At 49.7% G+C, this 19,988-nt stretch carries 16 protein-coding genes; 8 read left to right on the forward strand and 8 right to left on the reverse strand.

Translation table 11 applies throughout. From position 1 onward, the window contains the following. Nucleotide 1: 1 nt before the first annotated feature. From Enr17x_RS28075 to Enr17x_RS28095, 5 genes are all read right to left on the reverse strand, one after another. Entirely contained in the window at nucleotides 2–715 is a 714-nt protein-coding gene (locus Enr17x_RS28075; RefSeq protein ID WP_198000843.1) for a DUF6891 domain-containing protein, read from the reverse strand. Further along, the gene (locus Enr17x_RS28080; protein WP_198000844.1) at nucleotides 712–1,227 is read right to left on the reverse strand and encodes a protein-tyrosine phosphatase family protein; all 516 of its coding nucleotides are present in this window, start codon (nucleotides 1,225–1,227) and stop codon (nucleotides 712–714) included. Before Enr17x_RS28080 ends, Enr17x_RS28075 begins: the two co-directional genes overlap by 4 nt. A 68-nt stretch (nucleotides 1,228–1,295) precedes the next feature. Beyond that, on the reverse strand, nucleotides 1,296–1,784 hold the full coding sequence (locus tag Enr17x_RS28085; protein ID WP_198000845.1) for a barstar family protein: 489 nt from the start codon (nucleotides 1,782–1,784) through the stop codon (nucleotides 1,296–1,298). 40 nt (nucleotides 1,785–1,824) lie between these two features. Then, complete coding sequence (locus Enr17x_RS28090; RefSeq protein WP_145313533.1) at nucleotides 1,825–2,082, reverse strand: hypothetical protein; 258 nt, start codon at nucleotides 2,080–2,082, stop codon at nucleotides 1,825–1,827. A gap of 12 nt (nucleotides 2,083–2,094) precedes the next feature. Then, complete coding sequence (locus Enr17x_RS28095; RefSeq protein WP_145313535.1) at nucleotides 2,095–2,697, reverse strand: hypothetical protein; 603 nt, start codon at nucleotides 2,695–2,697, stop codon at nucleotides 2,095–2,097. A gap of 127 nt (nucleotides 2,698–2,824) precedes the next feature. Here Enr17x_RS28095 and Enr17x_RS28100 point away from each other — a divergent pair, with 127 nt between their 5' ends. The 4 genes from Enr17x_RS28100 to Enr17x_RS28115 all read left to right on the forward strand — a co-directional run bounded on the left by Enr17x_RS28100 (nucleotide 2,825) and on the right by Enr17x_RS28115 (nucleotide 6,040). Then, nucleotides 2,825–4,066 carry a hypothetical protein gene (locus Enr17x_RS28100; RefSeq protein WP_145313537.1) on the forward strand — a complete coding sequence of 414 codons (1,242 nt, stop codon included), beginning with the start codon at nucleotides 2,825–2,827 and terminating at the stop codon, nucleotides 4,064–4,066. 88 nt (nucleotides 4,067–4,154) lie between these two features. Beyond that, the gene (locus Enr17x_RS28105) at nucleotides 4,155–4,403 is read left to right on the forward strand and encodes a hypothetical protein (protein WP_145313539.1); all 249 of its coding nucleotides are present in this window, start codon (nucleotides 4,155–4,157) and stop codon (nucleotides 4,401–4,403) included. Continuing rightward, nucleotides 4,400–4,717, forward strand: coding sequence for a type II toxin-antitoxin system RelE/ParE family toxin (locus tag Enr17x_RS28110; protein WP_145313541.1), 318 nt, complete (start codon nucleotides 4,400–4,402; stop codon nucleotides 4,715–4,717). Before Enr17x_RS28105 ends, Enr17x_RS28110 begins: the two co-directional genes overlap by 4 nt. A 162-nt stretch (nucleotides 4,718–4,879) precedes the next feature. Beyond that, the gene (locus tag Enr17x_RS28115) at nucleotides 4,880–6,040 is read left to right on the forward strand and encodes a hypothetical protein (RefSeq protein WP_145313543.1); all 1,161 of its coding nucleotides are present in this window, start codon (nucleotides 4,880–4,882) and stop codon (nucleotides 6,038–6,040) included. Between the two features lie 1,145 nt (nucleotides 6,041–7,185). Here Enr17x_RS28115 and Enr17x_RS28120 read toward each other — a convergent pair. Next, on the reverse strand, nucleotides 7,186–9,081 hold the full coding sequence (locus Enr17x_RS28120; protein WP_145313545.1) for a carbon starvation CstA family protein: 1,896 nt from the start codon (nucleotides 9,079–9,081) through the stop codon (nucleotides 7,186–7,188). Nucleotides 9,082–9,736: 655 nt separating this feature from the next. On the opposite strand from Enr17x_RS28120, the gene csrA reads away from it, so the two are divergent. Next, nucleotides 9,737–9,967, forward strand: coding sequence for a carbon storage regulator CsrA (gene csrA, locus Enr17x_RS28125; protein WP_145222645.1), 231 nt, complete (start codon nucleotides 9,737–9,739; stop codon nucleotides 9,965–9,967). Between the two features lie 111 nt (nucleotides 9,968–10,078). Here the strand turns inward: csrA and Enr17x_RS28130 are convergent, their stop codons facing one another. Beyond that, the gene (locus Enr17x_RS28130) at nucleotides 10,079–10,780 is read right to left on the reverse strand and encodes a class I SAM-dependent methyltransferase (protein WP_145313547.1); all 702 of its coding nucleotides are present in this window, start codon (nucleotides 10,778–10,780) and stop codon (nucleotides 10,079–10,081) included. Between the two features lie 103 nt (nucleotides 10,781–10,883). After that, nucleotides 10,884–13,427 carry an ATP-dependent Clp protease ATP-binding subunit gene (locus Enr17x_RS28135; protein ID WP_145313549.1) on the reverse strand — a complete coding sequence of 848 codons (2,544 nt, stop codon included), beginning with the start codon at nucleotides 13,425–13,427 and terminating at the stop codon, nucleotides 10,884–10,886. A gap of 605 nt (nucleotides 13,428–14,032) precedes the next feature. Between Enr17x_RS28135 and Enr17x_RS28140 the strand changes: the two genes are divergently transcribed. The 3 genes from Enr17x_RS28140 to amt all read left to right on the forward strand — a co-directional run bounded on the left by Enr17x_RS28140 (nucleotide 14,033) and on the right by amt (nucleotide 19,985). After that, nucleotides 14,033–15,595 (forward strand): thiamine phosphate synthase, encoded by a 1,563-nt coding sequence (locus Enr17x_RS28140; protein WP_145313551.1) that lies wholly within the window; start codon nucleotides 14,033–14,035, stop codon nucleotides 15,593–15,595. 36 nt (nucleotides 15,596–15,631) lie between these two features. Further along, nucleotides 15,632–16,699 carry a tRNA dihydrouridine synthase gene (locus Enr17x_RS28145; protein WP_145313553.1) on the forward strand — a complete coding sequence of 356 codons (1,068 nt, stop codon included), beginning with the start codon at nucleotides 15,632–15,634 and terminating at the stop codon, nucleotides 16,697–16,699. Between the two features lie 301 nt (nucleotides 16,700–17,000). Further along, on the forward strand, nucleotides 17,001–19,985 hold the full coding sequence (gene amt, locus Enr17x_RS28150; RefSeq protein WP_145313555.1) for an ammonium transporter: 2,985 nt from the start codon (nucleotides 17,001–17,003) through the stop codon (nucleotides 19,983–19,985). The last annotated feature ends 3 nt before the right edge of the window (nucleotides 19,986–19,988 follow it).

Below are 19,988 nucleotides of genomic sequence, written 5' to 3' on the forward strand. Positions count from 1 at the left end.
ATTAGCGACGCTGCCAGACAAAATCTCGCACGATGAGTCGTTCGTTAAAGGTACCATCCCATTCAACCTTCAAGCCGGCTTTCTGTAACTCTTCACGAATGATATTCCCCACTTCCATACCCTTCGCCTCTTCTTCTTTCGGATCGACGGGCCCGAAGGCCAGATACAAACCATCCCCACCCACAACACGCTCCAGATCCTGATTGTGATAGAAGCAGTATCCTACGATCGATGCAGGAGCGGGGTGTTCTTCATAGTCATAGCGGAAATTTTCGTACCCGTCACTCTGTGTATTACCTGAGTTTTGTTGTGCATTAATGCCCCGTTTGTTTAAAGCGTCAAACACCGAATCGAGACGGTCACAGTCGGTGACGGCAGGCCAGGTTTTCTTTTGTTCTTCCCAGGCCGCCAGTTGAGAGTCAATCGTCTTTGAGACCAATGACTCATCAATGTCTTCCTGTGCATAGATTTCTTCACAAATAATCCGCATCAGGTCTGACTTGTCATAAAAACCCGCGCGGACAAGCCAGTCGATTTCCTTCAGTATTTCCGCATCCAGTTTACTGTCCATACTAGTGGAATCCTTTTCTTTTAATTCCGGAAGTTTGAACAGACGCCTGTTTTCCGGCTCTGCTTTCACTGGAGGCTTCTCTTCCGGCGAATCGCAACCGGAGAACAAAACGCAAAACACAACTAACGACAAGAATGTTTTCATGATAACGGCTCACTTCCGCGAATCTGGATTTCATGCTTCAAAATCCAATGATATTGCTCAGGGGTATCGGGAACTTCAATTCGCCTCTGCTTTGAAACCAGTTCGAATGCCTGTTCTGTATTTAATCCATGGTGCAATAACACTCCCGCGGCGACGATCCCCGCACGTCCAATGCCGGCCCGGCAATGCACAACGGTGGAAGCGCCCGCTTGGATACCTGAATACAGCGACTTCGTAAACTGAGAAAATTCGCTCACTGATGAAGGCAAACCGCGATCCGGAAGAGGCAATGACGAAAATTGCATGCCATGCTGTTCGGCCATTTCCCGTTCTTCCCCCAGGCCGACTTCGACCGCTTCCTCAGCTTCCAGCAGCGAAACAATGTGCGAGATTCCCCAGCGGGCGATACCGGCAAATTCGTCTTCGATCCATTCGCCTGAAACGGGTTTCGGCATCACTGACAGAGAACCGGCGCCGATGGGCTGGATCAGATATATATTTGGTTGAATCATGTTTTTTACTTTTTTCGTACTGAATGCGTCGGAGAGGACGGTGTGTTCTTTTCAAACAGCATTGAACCTTACAAACCTCGATCTCGATTCATCCACTCTTTCTCATTCCAATAAACCGACTGTGCTCCGACATCAGCCACTTCGAATGAGGGTCGGTTACTTTGAATCAACGTGATCCATCGCTTGCCTGCAAGCAGAAACTGATACGTCTGAATTGCCATGTAATCGAGAAATCGCTTTGCACTGTTCGCATTTTCCTGATACCAGTCATCGAAGTTCCTGACGACGACTAACACGTTCTCATTTTCCGAAACCATATCAAACAGACAGTCATGGAGTGCATCCCAGTTCCTGCCAAAGTAGTCCGGGAATTCAAAACCGGCGTGCACGTCACTATAGAAATTATCCGTCGAATACCAGGTCTTCGCATCAAAGCGATAGATTTTGTACTCCTGTTGCCCAAACCACTGTAGATGCTGTTCCAGTAAATCAAGTGAAAAGTATTTCGTGACCGGCCCACGCGCCAGTATCTGAAAATCAAGTTTATTGTCGTTCATCGAATCAACTCTGACTGAGAGATCAATACCGTGTTTGCTGCTACTCTCGTTTCTTTGAAAACAGATATTGCAGAAACGAAACAATGCCGGCGAAGCGGTAGCCGGGATCGACATATTTTTCGATCACATAAAATAGAAAATAATACAGCCGGGCCGAAGACCAGACTACCAGCAGGAGCAACACTACGACCAGCCAGGATCGCGTCTCATTGATAATCAACCCTAGCGCAAACAACAGGATGACCAGAAACAGAAACCCTTTGAGGTAAATCAATCGTTTACTTTTGAGATCGGCCATGTCTGTGCTTCATCATCCAACAGGAGGTTCCACAAAGGGCGTGCATTGTATGTTATCAAATTGCTGCAGGTGTTGTTCAATGATGGTGCAATCATTTTTGTCACGAAAGAAGAGATCCCAATACGCGGCATCGACGTCCCGGCAGACCAAAACGACCTCGTCCGGGAGTGACCAGTCTGTGACATCACCGAACCACCAGTCATCTCTCCCTTTCGAATCGAGCGCATCAAGCCTGTCCAGTAATTCACGCGGCTTCTCTGACGACAGACTTTCGCAGGCAAAATAGCAATCCCAACACGCATCGACATGATCAATATAACGAGCGAACCAGCCCGGCTTCCCCACTCGGTAATCAGACTCATCATCCAGGAAATTTGCGTAATCAAGCGATTGTTTTTCAACCATCTCAGCAGAGGCATTTCCCAGATACAAAGGAAGTGTCACACCGGCACCGCCCAGATACCACCAGCAATCATCAAGCATTTGTTGAATCGGTTTGAGAATTTCTGATAATTCCCGATCGCCTTCTACCCGTAGTCCATACATGGAATCGAATGACTCCTCGCCTCTTTGATCCAACAGCGACTTGATTAAGCCCTCATTCTCCTGCAGCATCAAACAATTTATTTCCACATAATAGCGTGAGCACAAGAGCAGATGAAAATAAGAGTGACAAACTTCTACAACACTCTTATACTAACTGTTAGTTCATTTCATTCCAGACGCAACTCCGAAAATTCCTATGATTCTGTCGCACCGTGTTTTGATTATTTCGCTCCTGTGCACACTGGGATGTAGTTCTCAATCCCAGCCAACGGGAACGGAGCAGGACCATGCTGAAACAGCGGCTGTTCCGGCTGTTTCTCAGAAAAACCCTTCCGTATCGTACGAGGAGATCCTATACGAGCTTGGGGCCTTTCCGGTCAGCAAACTGACGAAACGCTATTGGAATAACGGACATCCGGGGGAGGTTTTCAGTAAAGGGGAACGGGAAGACGTGAATGGCTGGCTGCCTCCCTTTTGGGTTCGTGGAAATAGTTATCTGACCAAATCAGAAAAAACGCGTTTTGGCATCCCCAAAGCGCCGCTCAGCTATGAACGCTATATCTCTTTTCTCGAGGTAGAAACGTACCAGCAAACGAAAGATCCACTGCTGTTTGCCATCATTGAATTTACGCTGGATGAACTACACTGGCGAAAAATCAAAATTAAAAATCCCGAGGACCTTCTCAAGGTCTATCATGCCAAAATGGGGCTGGATAATAAGGTTCTTTGGCTACTCAAAAGAAGGGAATTAATTGACGGTCCCATGGTCGCCAACCTGTATCGGCAATACCAGGACCCGCTGTTGTTTCGTTTTCTGATTCCACCAGAGCCGGGACAGGATGATTACAAAGTATTTCTGGAGCAACTTCTGGCTGAGAAGCAACTCGACACCATGCAGCGTTTTGCTGTGTTTACCCAACTGTATCAGGCAGACAAACCCACGCATCTGGCGGGTTATAAAACGTTGATCTTCAAGAATGCTGCTCGACTTCCCGATCGGTTTGATCGCTATAATATGTACGCCGCACTCATCGGCATCGGAGACCCTGAATCCGTCAAGGCAGTCAATCATGCGTTACTGAATGATCCCACTGCACAGGTCAGAGAGTTTCTCTTACGTGAGCTTAAGCGACAAGATCAAGTCGTCGAATACATAGACACGATTCATCTCCTGTGTCTGGGAAGAGGCCAGAAATGTGTGAGAGAGTTCGTTCCCAATGGACCAGGGTATTATCGTGACGAGAATATCCTGGCAGATTCTTTGGAGACCTATCTCAACTGGGCAAAGCAGAAGCAAACCTTAAACCCAAAAACGAAACAAAAAATCCTGGCGTCGTTACAGGCGATCTCGAATGATGCCTCAAATTCATTCGAACCACGTTCATACAAACCAGGAGAAGATCGATTTGAAGCAAATAAGCCGATACAAGACCAATAAACGACTTTCGGTGATCTTCCAAGAGAGAACCCGATTCCTGCTGATTCTTTTCGTGACAAATCCATCAGAATGCTGGTATAATCCAACCATGATAAGACCACGACTCACTGAAGAACAACGTCAAGCCCTTGATCAACACCATGGACTAGTGGAAGTTGATGAAGAGGGGCGGAAGTACGTCCTGATGTCCCAGGAGGTGTATCGTGAGATCATGGGAATCGGGACAGAAGAGGAATTAGCAGCCTCTCTCAGTGCATTACAAGAAGGTCTTGCGGATATTGATGCAGGCCGCACACGTCCCTTCCGTGATGTACTGGCAGAACTCGAAGACGCATGACGTTTCGAGTCGAACTGTCACGGCGGGCAGAAACGGATATTAAAGGTATCTATCATTATATCCGCAAACGTGGCCCTGCTGATCCAAATACCTGGAAAGACGGTTTAGAGCAGAAACTTTCCAATCTTGAGCGGTTTCCCGAAGCCTGCAGTCTTGCTCCCGAAAATGACTACACACAGCAGGAAATCCGTCAGGCACTTTATGGCTCCTTTCGGATCGTTTTTACCATTCGAGAGCAAAGTGTCTTTGTCATCAGCATTCGCCATGCAGCCCGTCGGTTTCTGCAGAACGACGAAATTGACAAAATCAAATAACCTGTGCAGCGTCGTCAAATCACTTTTATATTCATATCAATGAATCTCTTACCGTAAAGCTCCAGCAAACAATCCGGGGTTCGCTGCCTGACATCTGATTGATATACTCCGCTCACCTACCAAGTATTTTTTTGACACCTTGAGCGTGAAAAGAGAATTCAAATGCCGAAACGTGCCTGCTGTTATCTGTGCCTGGTTTTGTGTTGTGTCAGTTTACACTTGGAGACTGTTTCTGCGGAAGAAACAAAACAGAAGCCTGCCGTTGACCAGAAAACAAACGCGCAAACTTATGAAGCGATTCTCTATGAACTGGGAGCGTTTCCGGTAAGTCGGCTGGCGAAAGGGTATTGGGACAATGGACATCCAGGACAGTTTTACAAAAAAGGGAAACGGGAAGACGTTGCTGGTTGGATCCGCCCGTTCTGGACTCGCGCAGATCGCTATGACCTGCCTAAAAAACCGCTCAGCTATGAGCGATATGTCTCACTCATGGATGTCGAGACTTACCAGAAGACGAAAGACCCGCTGTTATTCGCCATCATTCAGTTTACACTGGAAGAATTTCTGTACCGGGATCTCGAAATCAAAAACCCTGAGGACTTTCTCAAGGTGTATCACGCGAAAATGGGACTGGATCATCAGGTTCTGGTTCTCCTGAAACGGCGAGGTTTAACTGCTCAAGAAGTGACCCACTTGTATGAACGGCAAAAGGTTCCTCTGCTACTGCGTTGTCTGCCGCCGCCTGAGAAGGGGCAGGATGGTTACATCCTGTTTCTGGAGCAGATCTCGTCAGGCAGAACGCTGCAAGCTGGCTACCGTTTTGAAGCTTACAAGCTGCTCTATGAGTGGGATCAGGAAAAATATCTCACTGGCTACAAGGAGTTTCTGATCAAACATACTGAGCAGACGCCTGACGTGTTAGATCGTTGTTTCATGAACGAGGCCCTGCTGAAGCTGGGGGACGAAGACTGCTTTACCGTGGTGCGGCGCAGCCTGGTCACGGATCCGATTTATGATGTGCGCACATCGATCCTCAGGGATTTGAAAGAACTAGATCTACAGCACCTGTTTCTGGATCCGATTCAGGTGCTGGCCGAGGAGAAAGCCAAAGAGTGCCGTCGTGTCTGGTTTTATGGAAGCGGTCCGGGCATGCATGTGGGAGAGACCGAAATGTATCACATCCTGAAAGGACTACTGTTTGTGTCGAATAAGCGGGATCTCTCTGAAGAGACAGTGCAGAAAATTCAGCACGCCCGCGCGACCCTGGAGGCGAAGAAACAGGAGCGGCGGGATGCGTCGGGGCTCAGGGGATTAGACAGGTAGGTGACTGAGGGATTGGCATGGATCACATTGTTTTCGTGGTGGTCCTGATTAAGTCAGATCTGGTTTGAGCCTCGCCCGGCGGTGCTGTTTCGGGTTGTTTTTTCACGTGCGAATGTTTTTTGTGTCCCATTTGTATGGCGATATCTGGTTGTATCTCTCCAGGCGGGGCGACACATAGGTCGCCCCTGACATTTTTATAGCTGGGTTTGCGTGAACTGCTTTGCACGGCCGGGCAAGCCGGGCCATGGCACACGATGTGTGTGTGATTGAACTGGCCCCATCAGTCGAGTTATCAACAATCACGCGCCGCAAGGAGGGCGGGCACATAGGCACCGCCCCTATGTTGGGGTCGTCGGTTTTATGTAAGAGTTCGTGCGACTTTTCTGACAATTTCCTGCTTGCTGCACTCGGACCGGATGTGCAGCCGGGCCTACCCCCTGATAAATGGGCCTTGATTTCACCTGAGTGTTTCGAATGAAATCATGGATCGCTCATTTTCTGATGCTGCACAAAGTGAACCATTACTACTTTCAGTTCATCTCCGGGCTTACGTATCTATCCAGTACGATGGGACCGGTTGATGGGATTCTGGACCTTGCCTCCCACGGGAGGTATAGCGTTCGCACCTGTATTTGACAGTTGGGCCAGTGTGAATAGATTTGCAGCGTCGGACAAGCCGACGGTGGCACACGCCAGAGTGATCAAGTGAGGTAAGCACAATAACAAACAAGCCCCACCATGTGCCACGGGCCGGCTTGTCCGGCCGTGCTGGTTTGCTTTGATCCTTTTCTTGAGTCTCAGAGAGTCACGAAATGAGAATTTGCTTGATGCGTAATCGCCTTATGAAACTCTTAAAATGCTCCTGCATACACCTGGGAACGTCTATGAATGTCACTCGAAGCGTCATGAAAACCGGTGGGTGTGTGAGCAGGTTTTTGGAAAATCGTGCTGAAACCAGCGGGTTTTATAGTGCTATTCTGGAAGTGGCTCGCGCTGTTCCAGTGCTCACTCGCGCGCCCGACGTTATCTCCGCATCATCGCGATCGGCGGGGTTGTCGTCCAGTCCTGTTTTTTCAGGTGTGAGTGTGCGCAGTATCGAACCACAACGTCAGCAGCCGCTGAAACTTAAGGCCATCCTTCAAAACCTAGTTCGAGCCACCTGCAGCACTGGGAGCGACGGCAGGTCGCACTGTCGAAAGAGCCGGCAGTTGCTCTTCGAGGTGCCCTTTGGATTTGGACCAGACGAGCAGCCCTTCGACCATCATCCAGACCTGGAGTGCAATCACGGCGATACCAAACAGGAACAGATGCTGTTTTTCCGGATTGAAGTACCAGCCGGTTTCGCCGTTGAACATGTTCCAGAGCATCGCCCAGGCGGGCATGATGAGCATGACGATCATGGGTACCAGAGCGAAGATGATCGGTTTGTTACGACGGCGGAGATAGAATACGATCACCATAAACGCCAGGCCGGCGAGCAACTGGTTGGTGGCACCAAACAGAGGCCAGAGAATGAGGCCGCCACTCCCGGGGCCTGCAGTCGCATTCGCAGGCATCATCGCCACCATGCCACCCAGGAAAACGGCGAGGCCTGTGGCTGCGTACTTGTTGGTGAGCGGCTTGATATGAATCGTCGCGGCCAGTTCCTGGATGACGTATCTCTGAAGCCGGGTTGCGGTATCGAGGGTGGTGGCGGCAAAACTGGCAACCAGAACGGCAATGATACTGATGCCCAGTTTCATGGGGATGCCGATAGAACCCAGGAAGTTGGCACCGCCGTGAATGAAGGCACCGATCTTGTCTTTCAGGCCAAATGCCCCCCAGCCTTTGCTGGCGTCATAACGGGTTTCCCAGGCAGCCATGCCAGCGAGTTGAGTGTCGGTTCCTGCTTCCATTGTTGGCTGATAACTATAGGCGGCTCCTTCACCGACGCGGGTGAAGTCTCCCATGCCGACGCCGGCACAGCAGGCGAGAATCACGATGACGGCCAAGCCTCCTTCGAGAAGCATGGCGCCGTAACCCACGTACTGGGCATCGAGTTCGGATTCCACCTGTTTACTGCTGGTGCCGCTACTGACGAGACAGTGAAACCCACTGCACGCTCCACAGGCGATCGTGATAAACAGGAACGGCCAGATCGGCGGTGCGTCGGCGGGAATGTTGGTGGCGATGGCGGGGGCAGCGCCGACGAGGTCGGCCTGACCGGTAGCGCCGGCAAAGAGGGCACCGATGAGCAGGAGCCCCAACGCGAGTACCAGCTGATGGCTGTTGATAAAATCGCGTGGCTGAAGCAGGAGCCAGACCGGCATAACAGAAGCGACGGCGCAGTAGGCCAGCAGGACGAAGGTCCAGAGAATCACAGCGTTAGGGAACGGTCCCGTGTTGGGGATGTTGAACAGTGTGGCGATATCGATGGGCCAATAATAGGCGCCCAGGTAGATCGAAGCGTAGACAATCGCGAGTGCGACCAGAGAGGGAACGAGCAGTGTAGCATTTTCTTTATAGACCATGATCCCGATGACCAGTGCGATGGGCATGGTGATCCAGACGGGGATCACCGTTTCCGGATAAAGGGAGAAGATGATCGCAATCACGAGGCCGAAGATGGCGAGCACCACGGTCAGGGCGAGTAACAGAATGAGCAGGAACAAGATACGCGTGCGGGGGGCGATGAGTCTGCCGGCGACTTCGCCGACGGTTTGTCCGCGATTGCGGAGCGATACAACAAGGGCTCCGAAGTCATGGACAGCGCCGATAAAAATCGAGCCGAACAAGACCCAGAGCAGTGCCGGCAGCCAACCCCAGAAGACGGCAATCGCCGGTCCGACGATGGGACCGGTGCCTGCGATACTGGTGAAGTGGTGTCCGAAGATAACACTTTTTTTCGTCGGCACAAAGTCAACATCGTCGCGGAGTTGTTTACTGGGAACTTCGGCGTCACCATCGACATTAAAGATTTTATTTGAAAGCCACTTTCCATAAGTGTGGTAGGCAATGATGTAACCTACAAAAGCTCCCGCAGCGATTAACAGTGTGGCCATTCGTTTTCTACTCCAGCATTTTACTTTGAACCAGTTTGACTGGCTGAGTTTTGATAATCCTGAATCGGATCGATTTCACTTCGTCTTACCGCGACTGACCTGGTTTGGATACGACAAATCCCCCATCCGAGGATACAATGCTGAAAACCAGAGCGCTACTTACAGATTATACATCTCCCCCTCAATTGGCAATTAAGTTGCCCCGATCTGACTGCTCACAACACGAAAAACTATACATTGAAACAGATTCCATTGCCTGGGATCGCCTCCCGCCGGCATAATCGACACACTCGACACACCCGGCAAAGCAGCATACACCTTCTCTTAATGTCGTTATTTAACCCATCTTAATGCTCATTTCGGAGGTTAAAAGGTCGATGTAGGTAGTACCCACGAGGAACTCATTAAAACGATGCAGGGATGTGGGTCATTGCCGGTAAGAGAATCTTTGGAAGCTGTCGCAGCTGATCTCTGGTAAGGCTGAATACCAGAGCCGCCTCGGATCAAAGTCTCTCTTCTCCGGACTGATTTGTTTTACATACTTACGAAAAGACAACAGGTGACAAAACTTTAATTCAAATCGATAAGAGGTTTGTCGCCTCTTCAGATATCACCTCATTGGCCCAACATAAGATCTACGGAAGGAGTTATTACGATGCTTGTATTGTCGAGACAACGCGACGAGAGCATCATCATCGGTGACAATATTGTCATTACTATTGTCGATATCCGGGGTGATAAAGTACGGTTAGGAATTCAGGCACCAACAGAAATTCCAGTACACCGTCAAGAAGTATACGATGCGATTCAACGTGAAAACGCGATGAAAGAATCAGAAGCGCGTCGTCCTTCGTCTCAATCGCCGTCCAAAAATGCCAGCGAGTGAACTTCAATCACGAAGTCGTTCGATATACAGGACAAGGCCAGGTTTCAATTAACGAATAATTGAATGAGTCGCAGGGGGAAGTCTGATACGATGTCGGATTTCCCCCTGTTTTTATTCTTCTGGCAGCATCGCCGCGATCGTCCAGTGGCGATCCGAAGTGATTTGCGCGGTACTCGGCGGCAAGCCAGATGCTGTTAACAACACTTGCACTTCTTCTAAAGTCAAAGCTGCATGCAGTGAATCATGGAACATCTGCCGTTGATGCGGGTTTGCTTCGCCGGCGTATAATTCAACCAGCCGCTCCAACTCGGCAGAGGAGTCCGGCCTCAGAAGATCGCGCACCAAGAGAAAGCCTCCCGGCTTAATCACGCGCACGATTTCGTGAAACGCGCTCTCCGGTTCGGGCACATGGTGAATCAGACTGTTTGAGATTACGCCGTCAAAACAATGATCGGCACACGGCAGCTGCTTTGCATCAGCCCGCTCCAAAGTCACGAGATGCCTGAGCTGCGCCTGCTGCAAGTTCACTTCGGCCACACGCAGCATTTCCGTTGCCAGATCAGTCGCTACAATTTTGAGTCGTTCATTCCGTTTACATAGCTCAATCGGAATCAATGCGGTGCCGGTTCCCAGATCGAGAATGGTCATGTCTTTAGAATCAGGATCACTACCGCCGTTTGCCTGCTGGGCGGCGATCAATTCCAGCACATCGTCTGCGAACAGCCGGTTGACGTCACTATGATCCATGGAGTTGTAGTCGACCGCTTCTTCGCGTGTATCCATGACTTCGGGTTCCAGTTGACGCGGAATCATGCTTGCTTCCTTTTCCAACAGACTTGAATCAAAAAAAGAGCCCTCACATTGAATGATGAGGGCTCTTTGTCATTTATCTTATTTTGAACTTATCAGTCGAAGTTCAAGCTTCTCCTTCCGGAGCACCGCCGTCGCCTTCAACCGAACCGACGGTTGCCAGTTCTTCAGTTTCTGCTTCGTAAGAGGCGTCAAAGTCGAGCCGTTTTTCATCGCCGACTTCAGTGACTCTCACCAGCACTTTATTCTTACCTTCAAAGGCACCACGCAACAATTCTTCTGCCAGTGGATCTTCGATGTATCGTTCTACAGAACGACGCAACGGACGGGCACCGTAATCGAGCTCGCCGCCTTCGGAACCTTTGTCGATAATGAATTCGCGTGTTTCGTCGGTCAGATCCAGAGTGACACCCTGTTCTTTCAGACGATTTCGGACTTTGGCAAGTTCGATATCCACGATCTGTTTCAGTTCTTCACGAGTCAGTTTGCGGAACACAACGACTTCGTCAAGACGCCCCAGAAACTCTGGTTTGAATTCTTTCTGAAGATCGTGCATCAGGTTACGTTTCATGGCGTCGTAGCTGGTGTCATCGTCGGCTTTGCGGAAACCAAAGGCGTCCCCATGAGCCATGCCCTGAGCACCGGCGTTGGTTGTCATGATCAGAACCACGTTTTTGAAGTCAACCTTGCGACCGAAGCTGTCGGTCAAATGGCCTTCTTCCATAATCTGTAACAGCATATTGAAGACATCAGGGTGTGCTTTTTCAATTTCATCGAGCAGCACAACCGCGTAAGGCCGACGACGAATTTTTTCCGTCAACTGTCCGCCTTCTTCGAAACCAACATATCCTGGAGGGGCACCAATCAGACGACTGACGTTGTGCTTCTCCATGTATTCACTCATATCGATTTGGATCAGAGCTGTCTCATCACCGAACATGAATTCTGCCAGCGTTTTCGCCAGCAACGTCTTTCCAACCCCGGTCGGACCAGAGAATAAGAAAGCCCCCATCGGTCGTTTTGGATCTTTCAATCCACTACGGCTGCGACGTACGGCTTTGGAAACCTGTTTAATGGCTTCGTCCTGACTAATGACCCGCTGATGCAGTTCATCTTCCATGTTCAACAGACGCACGGTGTCTTCGCTGGAGAGTCGGGTCAAAGGCACGCCGGTAATTTTGGCGACCACTTCAGCCACAACTTCTGCATCAACAACGCCATCCACTTCTTTGGATTTTTCACGCCATTCCTGAGTCAGAGACTCTTTGCGTTTTTTCAGTTTATCAGCCTGATCCCGCAGGTTCGCCGCCAGTTCAAAATCCTGGTTGGCAACAGCTTCTTCTTTCGACTGGTTCAGTCGTTCTGCTTCTTCTTCCAGCTCTTTCAAGTCGGGAGGACGCACCATGGATTTCAGACGGATACGAGCACCCGCTTCGTCTATCACATCAATGGCTTTGTCAGGCAGACAACGACCGGTGATGTAACGTGATGACAATTCGACGGCTTTTTCCAAAGCGTCATCGGTAATCTGAACTTTGTGGTGTTCTTCGTAGCGTTCCCGCAAACCTCGGAGAATTTCGACGGTTTGCTCGTCTGTTGGCGGTTCAACCATCACATTCTGGAAACGTCGTTCCAACGCACTATCTTTTTCGATGTATTTGCGGTACTCATCAAGTGTCGTCGCACCGATACACTGCAATTCGCCACGGCTCAATGCAGGCTTCAATACGTTCGATGCATCGATGGCACCTTCCGCACCGCCGGCTCCTACCAGGGTGTGCAATTCGTCGATGAACAGAATTGTATTTTTCGCACGACGGACTTCGTTCATGACCGCTTTAATGCGTTCTTCGAACTGACCACGGTATTTCGTGCCGGCAACCATCATCGCCAGGTCGAGCACGACGATTCTACGATCACGGAGCAAGTCTGGAACTTCGCCGTTCACGACCATCTGGGCGAACCCTTCGACAATCGCGGTTTTACCAACGCCGGCTTCACCCAGCAGAACCGGGTTATTCTTTTGACGGCGACAGAGAATCTGAATGACGCGTTCGATTTCTTTAGAACGACCAATTACCGGATCCAGTTTTTTCTGCTTAGCCAGTTCAGTCAGATCGCGACCAAAGCTGTCCAATGCGGGAGTCTTGCTTTTGCCGGCTTTCTGGCTACCGGTTCCAGGTGTCCGTTCGCCAGCTTCGCCCCCTTCAAGACCGTGCCCCAGAAGATTCAGTACTTCTTCGCGTACTTCTTCCAGTTTCAATCCCAGATTCATCAGAACCTGAGCAGCAACACCATCCTGCTCGCGGAGTAAGCCCAAGAGCAGATGCTCGGTTCCCACATAGTTGTGGTTCAGATTCCGAGCTTCTTCCATCGCATATTCGATGACCTTTTTGGCGCGTGGTGTTTGAGGGAGTTTGCCCATCGTGACCATGTCCGGCCCGGATTGGACAATCTTCTCAACTTCCAGACGGATTTTTCGTAAATCCACGTCCAGATTTTTCAGCACATTGGCTGCGACTCCTGAACCCTCTTTGACTAATCCTAAAAGGATATGTTCGGTCCCGATATATTCGTGATTGAAGCGTTGGGCTTCCTGGTTCGCCAACTGCATCACTTTTCGAGCTCGATCTGTAAACCGCTCGTACATAATTTGTTTCTCCTGTGGCCCTATATGATGTCGGGCACTTTTGGATGAACACTGCGATTCTGCTTTGAAACCGACTGCTTCAAACGCAGGAATCAATTCTCCCAAACTATTCTAAAAATGGAATCGTGTTTGATTTGTCTTAATTTATTTCAAAAATGCGATCTAAAGACCTGTACATCTTTAAACAACATTACAATTTGAAACGGAAATTGCTTCTTTTAGGAAAGGCTTCTACGAATAATACGTTACTCACCAAAAAACGTCGAGGAATTTCCCAAAACTACTACCAGATCATTAAAGGAAGTCACTGAAAAACCACAACTTACTAAAATATTCTACCCATTTTAACACTTCTGAATTCAGAACGACTCGTTGTTCGGGGCAGCACATTCCGATTCATACATGATCACATAAGGAATCACCACCCTGCCAACACTGCAAAATCAGCACAATCCGCAAAACCAGTCATTCTAATTCTAGTACCCACACCCCATTGTAGCAAGATTAGCCTTGAATCGGTTAACCTGTTTACTGCATGGTGTCCCTTAACGGACAAAGAATGTGTCCCACTACAAATGATCGTTTCAAGAAAAAACTGAACCGTTATGCAACATTTACTGACTGCAGGAGCACAGCGTGCGTTGAAGCAGGCCGAGCGAATTGCGCAAAGTTCTGCAGCTCCCGAGCTGGATGCCTGCCATTTGCTGGCCGCACTTGCCTTTGAAGAATCACGGGCCGCCGAATTGTTATTGGCCCATCAAATTGAACTGGCAATGATCCTGGAGCAGTTTCCGATTCAGCTGCCCGAGGAACCAGCCAATTCAGACTCAGATTCAACAAATGAACCACTTGAACTCTCTCAGGCGCTGTACCATTTTCCGGCACTGCGCGAAATCCTGAACCAGGCACTGGAACAGGTCAGCCGGTCAGATGTTCCCACCGAAATTGGAAGTGAGCACCTTTTATGGGGCTTATTGACGACTGCCGGCTCACACTCGGAATGGCTCCGCTCACAAGGGACACTGACAACAGCTGCATTCGAGCAGAACTTAATTCTCCAGCAACGTCAATCTGCAGAGCCAATCAACGTCGACTTCGCGTTTCGGGTCGTTCCCACGACAGCCAGCGATCAGACCAATACGTTCAGAACCATCGACGCGGCTGCCAACCGTCTGCGGGAAGGCTTGCGCGTGATTGAAGATTATCTCCGCTTTACCCTCGATGACGCACATCTGATGCAACTGTTAAAAAATACGCGACACCAGCTGGCAGAAGCGCTCAGATTTATCGGGCAAGATTCATTGATTGCCAGTCGCGACACTCTTCACGATGTCGGTACCAGCATCAGTACCACATCCGAATTCGAGCGGCAATCGATGGAACATCTACTGCAGGCAAATTTGAAACGCGTGCAGGAAGCCACACGCACCCTGGAAGAGTTCGGCAAGCTGATTTCAGTAGAAGCAGCCGCACTATTCAAGCAAATGCGCTATGCACTTTATACTTTGGAAAAAAGTATTCTGTCGTGTTTACATAATCAACGCCGACTGGAAGACTGCCGGCTGTACCTGCTGGTTTCCGAATCCTTATGCCATCATGGATCAGGTCCCGCTGTTCGAGAAGCGCTGGCGGCCGGCGTCGGCATCGTTCAGATTCGTGAAAAAGAAATGACAGATCGCCAGCTTCTGGAGCATGGCAGACACGTCCGCGAGTGGACTCGCGCCGCGGGAGCGATCCTCATTATGAATGACCGCCCGGATCTTGCCGTCGCGATCGACGCCGATGGAGTACACGTTGGCCAGGATGAATTACCGGTGAGAGAGGTCCGTCAAATTATAGGCCCCCAACGAATGATTGGTGTCTCTACGCATAATATCGAACAGGCCCGCCAGGCCGTGCTGGATGGGGCTGATTACATCGGTGTCGGCCCCACATTTCCGACTACGACGAAATCATTTGCAGAGCACGAGTACGCGGGATTGAACTTTATAAAGCAGGTCGCCGCCGAAATAACGCTCCCCTGGTTTGCCATTGGAGGCATTAATGCCGACAATCTTTGCCAGGCGGTTCAAGCTGGTGCGCAACGCGTGGCAGTCAGCAGTACAATCTGCAGTGCCCCTGAGCCCGGCCAGATCACCAGCGAGTTACTATCTCAATTCCCAGGATGAGCCTTGGTCTCATACGAAGAAAGCTAATATAAAAGTATGTCCGTCGATCAAATATCATCTGTTTCCTTAGGGCCCTATCAACTGCAGACGCCTTTATTCCAGGCTGCCTTGAGCGGTTATAGTGACTACCCTATGCGCGTGATCGCTGCCAGACTGGGTGCCGCCTATACCCTCTGTGAGGTCATGATCGATCGTATGATCGTGCAGTCCAAACAGGGCAAGCAGCACTCGATGATGTACTGTCATCAGGATGAGTTTCCCGTTGGCGGTCAACTGATGGGTTCAGAACCAGAAGAATTTGGGCCTGCTGCACAAAGGCTCGTTGAAGCTGGCTTTCATGTGATCGACATCAACTTCGGCTGCCCAGTCAAAAAAGTCATGAGCCGCTGCCGGGGCGGCTATCATCTGGGGCAGCCTGAAGTAGCACTCGATATTATTTCCCGCGTACGCGATGTGGTACCCGATCAAATTCCCGTCACGTTAAAAATGAGACGAGGGATCGACGATACCGCAGAATCAGAAGACAACTTCTTTCGCATTTTTGATGGTGCCTATGAACGCGGACTGGCCGCGATTACCGTGCATGGACGAACTGTGCATCAGAAGTACCTCGGCCCCAGTAACTGGGAATTTCTCAAACAAGTCAAAGAACATGCCGGCTCGAATACCGTCATTGGAAGTGGTGACCTGTTTTCGCCGCAAGCCTGCATCGATATGCTGCGGGTAACTCACGTCGATGGTGTTTCCATTGCCCGCGGCGCTATTGGGAACCCCTGGATCTTTCAGCAGACGGCTGACCTGCTCCGCAATCAACCGATTTCTCCACCGGACGTCCACGAACAACGGACTGTGATCACAGAACACTTTGAACTGGCACGCACATTTTATGGTGAGAAAAAAGTCTGCAACACGATGCGCAAGTTCGGCATATTCTATTCCGAACTCCATCCCCAGCGAACCGAGGTGCGTAATGCTTTCATCGCCGTGAAAACGGCAGAACAGTGGTTGCAGGTTTTAGAACAATGGTATCAAAATAATGCGTCTGGTATTTTTCCGCCTGTAGAACAACCCAATCCTCTCTCCCTGGAAGCGCCATCCCTCTGAGCCAGTAAGACGGTACCTGCCCTGGCCAGATCATCATAGTCGTTAAAAACCGACCTCTCAAGCGGTATGCTCACATTGTAGCTGTCACTCGTTGAAGGATCCGATTGTTCCGACGATTCACCCTGTAAGGCCCTGAACGTAGGGGAATCGCCGCTTTATTGATGTTAAATGAGTGTTTACACTCCAATTTCTTTTTGACAGTCCATTAACCCAAAGTAGAGTTGAGTAAATTATGTTTCTTTTTTTAAACAACAATTTTTTCGCGCTTCGTAGTTGACCAGTTAATTGAAGGCCCCTTTCAATGTCACACGAGTTAACGACCAATACGATCTGGGTGCTGACTTGCACCAGCCTTGTATTCCTGATGCAGGCTGGTTTTTGTTGCCTCGAATCTGGTCTTTCCCGATCCAAAAACAGTATCAACGTAGCCACAAAGAATGTGGTTGATTTTTTCATCGGCGCATTGATTTTCTGGCTGTTTGGTTTCGGTCTGATGTTCGGGAACTCCTACTACGGATTGATCGGAACTTCGCAATTTGCGTTTGAAGATAACAGCCCTGCTCACTGGCCTACTGTCATTTTCTTATTCCAACTTGTTTTTTGTAGTGCCGCAATGACCATTTCTTCCGGCGCGGTTGCCGAACGAATGCGATTTCGATCTTATATTATTTTAGCCTGCGGCATTGGTGCCGTTGTCTACCCTTTGTTTGGACACTGGGCCTGGGCAAAAGATGTCGCCGGAGCACCGGCGGGATGGTTAGGAAAACTGGGTTTTCTTGACTTTGCCGGCTCCAGTGTAGTGCATTCTGTTGGTGCCTGGTCTGCACTGGCCGCCGTTCTGATACTTGGTCCACGAACGGGACGGTTTTCTAAAAATTTCAACCAGTCACGGTTTTCGTCCAGTAATCTTCCCCTGGCGGCTTTGGGATTTTTAATTCTCTGGTTTGGGTGGTTTGGATTTAACGGGGGCAGCACTCTTGGTTTGAACGGTGAAGTTCCCTCAATCATTCTGAACACCATTCTGGCCGGGATCGCAGGGGGAGTCAGTGCGTTAGCCTGGGAGCTCGTATCGTCGACACAAATTTCGGTCGAAAAGATCTTCAACGGTTCACTGGCAGGACTGGTTGCCATTACAGCATCCTGTAATGCGGTAACGTTTCCCAGCGCCCTGCTTATCGGCGTTATTGCCGGCGTGGTAATGCTGGCCTCTTTGTCTCTACTGGAAAATCGCTTCAAGATCGACGATGTTGTAGGCGCAATTCCCGTACACGGTTTTGCCGGTGCCTGGGGTACACTGGCGGTCGCCTTATTTGCCGACGCCAGTTTTTTTCCCAATGGGGTCTCTCGTACCCATCAGTTGGGAATTCAAGCGCTCGGCGTTGTCGTCTGTTTTGTCTGGAGCTTTGGATTCATCTGGATTTTCATGTCGATCGTGAATCGCCTGATGCCCATTCGCGTCTCCGTTGAAGATGAAAAAATCGGGCTCAATGTAGCCGAACACGGTGCTTCAACCGAATTACACAGCCTGCTGGAAACAATGATTGCCCACGAAAATGGCGACAATTCCTCAAGAGCAGAAACGGATAATTTCACTGAAGCAGGCATTGTCGGCCATCAATATAACCGAGTGCTGGATGCACAGGAAATTCTGCTATCCGATGTGAAAGATCGCGAGCTACGATATCGTTCCATCATGGATAATGTGATGGATGCGATCATCACCATCAATCTGGAAGGAAAAATCGAAGAATTCAATCTGGGTGCGGAACATTTATTTGGATACCTGAATCACGAAGCCGTTGGGCAAAACATCAATTTACTCATCCCTCCTCTACATCAGAAAATTCAACACGAATATGCAGAAGGAGATCTCAACCCACAACTGGTACGAGCCATCGGATCCCGGCAGGAGATTGTGGCACAGCGCAATGATGGCTCGACTTTTCCGGCAGAGCTCGCGGTCAGCTCGGTGGTCCTGGCCGATCGGGAAATCTTTACTGGTATTATTCAGGACATCAGCGAACGCAAAGAATATGAGCGGTCTTTAAACGAAGCACGCAAACGAGCTGAAGCTGCCAGTGAAGCCAAAAGTGAATTCCTGGCGAATATGAGTCACGAAATCCGGACCCCGATGACAGCCATTCTGGGCTTCACCGATATCCTGCTGGGGAACTTGCAAAATAAAGAAGACATTGAAGCGGCCAACATTGTGAAACGAAACGGTGAATATCTCATAGGCGTGATCAACGATATTCTCGACCTTTCAAAAATAGAAGCACGTAAAATCGAACTGGAACAGGTTCGCATCAATACTCAGGAGCTCATTTCAGACATCGCTTCACTCATGCAGGTCAAAGCCGACTCCAAGGGGCTGAAGATTGTTCTCTCTTTTGAAAATCCGATCCCGGAAACTATCGTCACCGATCCTACTCGCTTGCGTCAAATTCTGATCAACCTGCTGGGTAATGCCATCAAATTTACGGAAACCGGTCACGTCGAATTGCGAATCAAAACAATCAATACAGAACATGGATTCCCGCAACTTCAATTTCAAGTCATTGATACCGGCATCGGCATTTCGGAATCGGCCCTTGCACAAATCTATCAGCCCTTCACACAGGCAGACAGTTCAACGACCCGGAAATATGGTGGGACAGGCCTGGGACTGGCGATCTCTAAGCGACTGGCAGAAATGCTTGGCGGAAAGATTCATGTCACCAGCATAATCGGTGAAGGCAGCACTTTTACAATTTCGATCAACACCGGATCACTGGAAGGCATCCGCCTGTTACAACTGGATGAAAGTGCCATCAAAAAGGTCTCTACTGAATCCAAAGCTGAAAACTCACTCAAGACAAACAGCGACATTCATTCCAGCCGAATTCTCATCGTGGAAGACGGGCTTGATAACCAGCGGCTCATCTCATTTCTCTTGAAAAAAGAAGGCATGCAAGTAGAGCTGGCAGATAACGGGAAAATGGGATATGAGCAGGCGATGGCGGCATTCGAAGATGAACATCCCTTCGACTTCATCCTGATGGATATGCAAATGCCTGTGATGGATGGTTATACTGCCACTCGAAAATTGCGCGATGCCGGCTATGCCGGACCAATCATTGCACTCACCGCCCACGCGATGAAAAACGACATGGAAAAATGTATTGAGGCTGGCTGCAATGCTTATGCCACCAAACCAGTCGACAAGAAAAAGCTGCTGGAGACCATCGAGCGCCTTGCGCAACCAGTGAATCAGACACAAGAATCTAAGCCAATGGCGAATGGATAACCT

The organism is Gimesia fumaroli, assembly GCF_007754425.1.
In the GTDB taxonomy this organism is placed as follows: domain Bacteria; phylum Planctomycetota; class Planctomycetia; order Planctomycetales; family Planctomycetaceae; genus Gimesia; species Gimesia fumaroli.